We start from the raw sequence: 5,000 nt of genomic DNA, 5'->3' as shown, positions 1-5,000 counted from the left end.
CTGGGCTACACACGTGCTACAATGGGGTATACAGAGGGTTGCGAAGCAGCGATGTGAAGCGAATCCCAGAAAATATCTCGTAGTCCGGATTGGAGTCTGCAACTCGACTCCATGAAGTCGGAATCGCTAGTAATCGCGAATCAGAATGTCGCGGTGAATACGTTCCCGGGCCTTGTACACACCGCCCGTCACACCATGGGAGTGGATTGCAAAAGAAGTGGCTAGCTTAACCTTCGGGAGGGCGGTCACCACTTTGTGGTTCATGACTGGGGTGAAGTCGTAACAAGGTAGCCGTAGGGGAACCTGCGGCTGGATCACCTCCTTAATCGAAGCGTTGAGCTTTGGTAAGTGTCCACACTCATTGCCTGATCGAGTGGTTGAAGAAAGAAAGCTATAGGCTTTAGGCTTCAAGTGAGAGCTTGAAGTTTTTTTATGTTTGTAGCTCAGCTGGTTAGAGCGCGCCCCACTCTTTACCTTAAGGAAAGTGGGTGAGGTCGGCAGTTCAAGTCTGCCCAGGCCTGCCAACTCTTCGAGGTATGAGGTTGTAGCTCAGCTGGTTAGAGCGCACCCCGTGTTCTTGATAAAGAGTAGGGTGAGGTCAGGGTTTTTGCAGTTCAAGTCTGCCCAGGCCGTTTCTAATCAGAGTAAGACACTACAGGCCTGTAGCTCAGCTGGTTAGAGCGCACCCCTGATAAGGGTGAGGTCGGCAGTTCAAGTCTGCCCAGGCCTACCAAATTTCCGCCAGTCGGCGCTGTGCAAAAGCTCACGTGTTGTTAACACGCTACGCTTTCACACAACACCAACTGACGAAAATTACTCAGGTTTAAACGCCGAGATTTTTTCGGCTGGCAAGGCGCAAGAGGAGCGAAGGAAAGAGCATAGTTCACTATGTGACTGACTGAGCGACGATTGCAACGCGGCCAGGCGGAAAAAGATCAAGTTTAAAAGGGGCTATAGCTCAGCTGGGAGAGCGCCTGCCTTGCACGCAGGAGGTCAGCGGTTCGATCCCGCTTAGCTCCACCATTTTGCGCAGCTCGGCGTTGGATCATCACTCGCATAGTGAACTATGCGTCGCGATAATCCGCCTTGATCTGCACAAAATGGCTCACTGATCGAAAAACTTTCTTCAATGTAGCTGCTACTTATAAATGATTATGAGAAATGATTATTTATAAGTGGTTTTTACGCCACGGTTCTTTAACAAGGTAGATTCTTAAGTAAAGTCTGATAGATGCAAGTCGATTGTGATGACCGACTTGTTTATCAAAGAGTTCAAGGCGTGTATTTTTTACATGAATTGTCCGGTTTTTTTAGAACGGCTGGTTGGGTACCTTGTTTCGGCAAGGTGCAGAGCGAGCGGATCTAAAAAATAACGTTATAAGCAATACAGTGGCTTGAGTTATATGGTCAAGCGACTAAGCGCATACGGTGGATGCCTTGGCAGTCAGAGGCGATGAAGGACGTAGGAGCCTGCGAAAAGCTCGGGGGAGTTGGCAAACGAACGTTATATCCCGAGATGTCCGAATGGGGAAACCCACCCGGTGTAAGCCGGGTATCATGCACTGAATCCATAGGTGTATGAGGCGAACCCGGGGAACTGAAACATCTAAGTACCCGGAGGAAAAGAAATCAATTGAGATTCCCTCAGTAGCGGCGAGCGAACGGGGATTAGCCGAGCGATGTGAATTAGTGGAACGGTCTGGAAAGTCCGGCGATAGAGGGTGATAGCCCCGTACACGAAAATGATCATCGACGCATTAAGTAGGACGGCACACGTGATATGTTGTCTGAAGATGGGGGGACCATCCTCCAAGGCTAAATACTCCTGACTGACCGATAGTGAACCAGTACCGTGAGGGAAAGGCGAAAAGAACCCCTGTGAGGGGAGTGAAATAGAACCTGAAACCGTATGCGTACAAGCAGTGGGAGCTTCGTCACTCAAGCGCTTTGCGCTTGTGTGACTGCGTCCCACTGCAGAAGACAGTCGACAGAAGACAGAGGACAGAATGATCTGTGCCACTGTCAGAGTTTGAGTGTTTTTTGCAGTGTGTGAAGTGAGGCTGAGAATGTGAAAGAAGCGGATTTTATCTGTCTTCTGTTGACTGTTCTCTGTCCTCTGAACGGAGTCACGAAAAAGCAGAGCTTTTGAGTGACGGAGTGACCGCGTACCTTTTGTATAATGGGTCAGCGACTTACTTTCAGTAGCGAGGTTAACCGTATAGGGGAGCCGTAGGGAAACCGAGTCTTAATAGGGCGTGTAGTTGCTGGGAGTAGACCCGAAACCCGGTGATCTATCCATGGCCAGGGTGAAGGTTGAGTAACATCAACTGGAGGCCCGAACCCAACTATGTTGCAAAATGGTGGGATGAGCTGTGGATCGGAGTGAAAGGCTAATCAAACCGGGAGATAGCTGGTTCTCCTCGAAAGCTATTTAGGTAGCGCCTCGCGTCTCACCCTCGGGGGTAGAGCACTGTTTCGGCTAGGGGCCCATCCCGGGTTACCAAACCGATGCAAACTCCGAATACCGAGGAGTGCAATCGCGGGAGACACACGGCGGGTGCTAACGTCCGTCGTGGAAAGGGAAACAACCCAGACCGTCAGCTAAGGTCCCAAATTACAGTTAAGTGGGAAACGATGTGGGAAGGCTCAGACAGCTAGGAGGTTGGCTTAGAAGCAGCCATCCTTTAAAGAAAGCGTAATAGCTCACTAGTCGAGTCGGCCTGCGCGGAAGATGTATCGGGGCTCAAACTGTAAACCGAAGCTACGGGTTCAGAGGACAGTCTACAGAGGTTAGACGACAGAAATGAAACTTGGATTTGAGAATTTAGAGGTGTTTAAACGGGCCTATAAAATCTCGTTGGAAGTTCATCGAGTCAGCAAAACCTTTCCCAAAGACGAGCAGTACGACCTTACTTCGCAATTGCGACGTGCGAGCAAATCCATCTGTGCTAATTTGGCAGAAGGTTATGCAAAGCAGCACGTTTCCAAGGCTGAATTCAAGCGATTTATCTTGATTGCCCTTGGTAGCAGCGAAGAAATTAGAGTATGGATTCGATATTGTTTTGATTTGGAATATATCAGTGAACAGCAATGGCAAGCATGGCGAGCCGAGTATCTTGAAATAACCAAGATGCTGTCGGGTTTGCATAAAAGTTGGCAATAGTGCCGAGCCATTCTGTCATCTGACTTCTGTAGTCTGTCCTCTGAACGGTAGAGGAGCGTTCTGTAAGCCGTTGAAGGTGTGCTGTGAGGCATGCTGGAGGTATCAGAAGTGCGAATGCTGACATGAGTAACGTTAATGGCGGTGAAAAACCGCCACGCCGGAAGACCAAGGTTTCCTGTCCAACGTTAATCGAGACAGGGTTAGTCGGCCCCTAAGGCGAGGCGGAAACGCGTAGTCGATGGGAAACGGGCTAATATTCCCGTACTTCTTATGAGTGCGATGGGGTGACGGAGTAGGCTAGGCAAGCGCGGCGTTGGTTGTCCGCGTTTAAGCGTGTAGGTGGTGTTCTTAGGCAAATCCGGGAACACATGACACTGAGATGTGATGACGAGTCCTCTTTTGGACGAAGTTGTTGATGCCATGCTTCCAAGAAAACCCTCTAAGCTTCAGCTCATAAGGAACCGTACCCCAAACCAACACTGGTGGTCAGGTAGAGAATACTCAGGCGCTTGAGAGAACTCGGGTGAAGGAACTAGGCAAAATGGTACCGTAACTTCGGGAGAAGGTACGCCGGTTTTGGTGATGGGACTTGCTCCCTAAGCTGAGGCTGGCCGAAGTGACCAGGTGGCTGCAACTGTTTATCAAAAACACAGCACTGTGCAAACACGCAAGTGGACGTATACGGTGTGACGCCTGCCCGGTGCCGGAAGGTTAATTGATGGGGTTAGCGCTTGCGCGAAGCTCTTGATCGAAGCCCCGGTAAACGGCGGCCGTAACTATAACGGTCCTAAGGTAGCGAAATTCCTTGTCGGGTAAGTTCCGACCTGCACGAATGGCGTAATGATGGCCACGCTGTCTCCACCCGAGACTCAGTGAAATTGAAATCGCTGTTAAGATGCAGTGTACCCGCGGCTAGACGGAAAGACCCCGTGAACCTTTACTACAGCTTTGCACTGAACTTTGAGCCTATTTGTGTAGGATAGGTGGGAGGCATTGAAGCGTGATCGCTAGATTGCGTGGAGCCGTCCTTGAAATACCACCCTGGTATGTTTGAGGTTCTAACCCAGTTCCGTTATCCGGATCGGGGACAGTGTATGGTGGGTAGTTTGACTGGGGCGGTCTCCTCCCAAAGAGTAACGGAGGAGCACGAAGGTACACTCGGTATGGTCGGAAATCATACTATGAGCGCAAAGGTAGAAGTGTGCTTGACTGCGAGACAGACTCGTCGAGCAGGTACGAAAGTAGGTCTTAGTGATCCGGTGGTTCTGTATGGAAGGGCCATCGCTCAACGGATAAAAGGTACTCCGGGGATAACAGGCTGATACCGCCCAAGAGTTCACATCGACGGCGGTGTTTGGCACCTCGATGTCGGCTCATCACATCCTGGGGCTGAAGCCGGTCCCAAGGGTATGGCTGTTCGCCATTTAAAGTGGTACGCGAGCTGGGTTCAGAACGTCGTGAGACAGTTCGGTCCCTATCTGCCGTGGGCGTTGGAGATTTGAGGAAAGCTGCTCCTAGTACGAGAGGACCGGAGTGGACGAACCTCTGGTGTTCGGGTTGTTTCGCCAGAAGCATTGCCCGGTAGCTATGTTCGGACAGGATAACCGCTGAAAGCATCTAAGCGGGAAGCCTCTTCCAAGATGAGATCTCCCTGGGGCTGTAAGTCCCCTGAAGGGCCGTTAAAGACTATGACGTTGATAGGCGGGGTGTGGAAGCGTTGTGAGGCGTTGAGCTAACCCGTACTAATTGCCCGTGAGGCTTGACCATATAACTGAGGCTGCTGATTGCGCAGACGTGACGGACATTCGGTCGACAGATGTCACAAGACAGTCGACAG

At 50.8% G+C, this 5,000-nt stretch carries 3 tRNA genes and 2 rRNA genes (1 of these 5 running past the window's edge); all 5 read left to right on the top strand.

Annotated features, from left to right (window positions below):
- Positions 1-325: ribosomal RNA gene (locus ACVBEJ_RS14415) — 16S ribosomal RNA — on the top strand (it extends 1,209 nt beyond the left edge of the window).
- Positions 326-432: 107 nt separating this feature from the next.
- Positions 433-524, top strand: a tRNA-OTHER gene (locus ACVBEJ_RS14410).
- 132 nt (positions 525-656) lie between these two features.
- Positions 657-733: transfer RNA gene (locus tag ACVBEJ_RS14405), tRNA-Ile, on the top strand.
- A 214-nt stretch (positions 734-947) separates the two neighbouring features.
- A tRNA-Ala gene (locus ACVBEJ_RS14400) sits at positions 948-1,023 on the top strand.
- A 382-nt stretch (positions 1,024-1,405) separates the two neighbouring features.
- Positions 1,406-4,930 (top strand): 23S ribosomal RNA (locus tag ACVBEJ_RS14395).
- Together the 16S and 23S rRNA genes with 3 tRNA genes alongside form the textbook arrangement of a ribosomal RNA operon.
- The last annotated feature ends 70 nt before the right edge of the window (positions 4,931-5,000 follow it).

This window comes from Porticoccus sp. GXU_MW_L64 (genome assembly GCF_052983295.1).
This window is presented reverse-complemented; position numbering and strand designations above follow the sequence as displayed.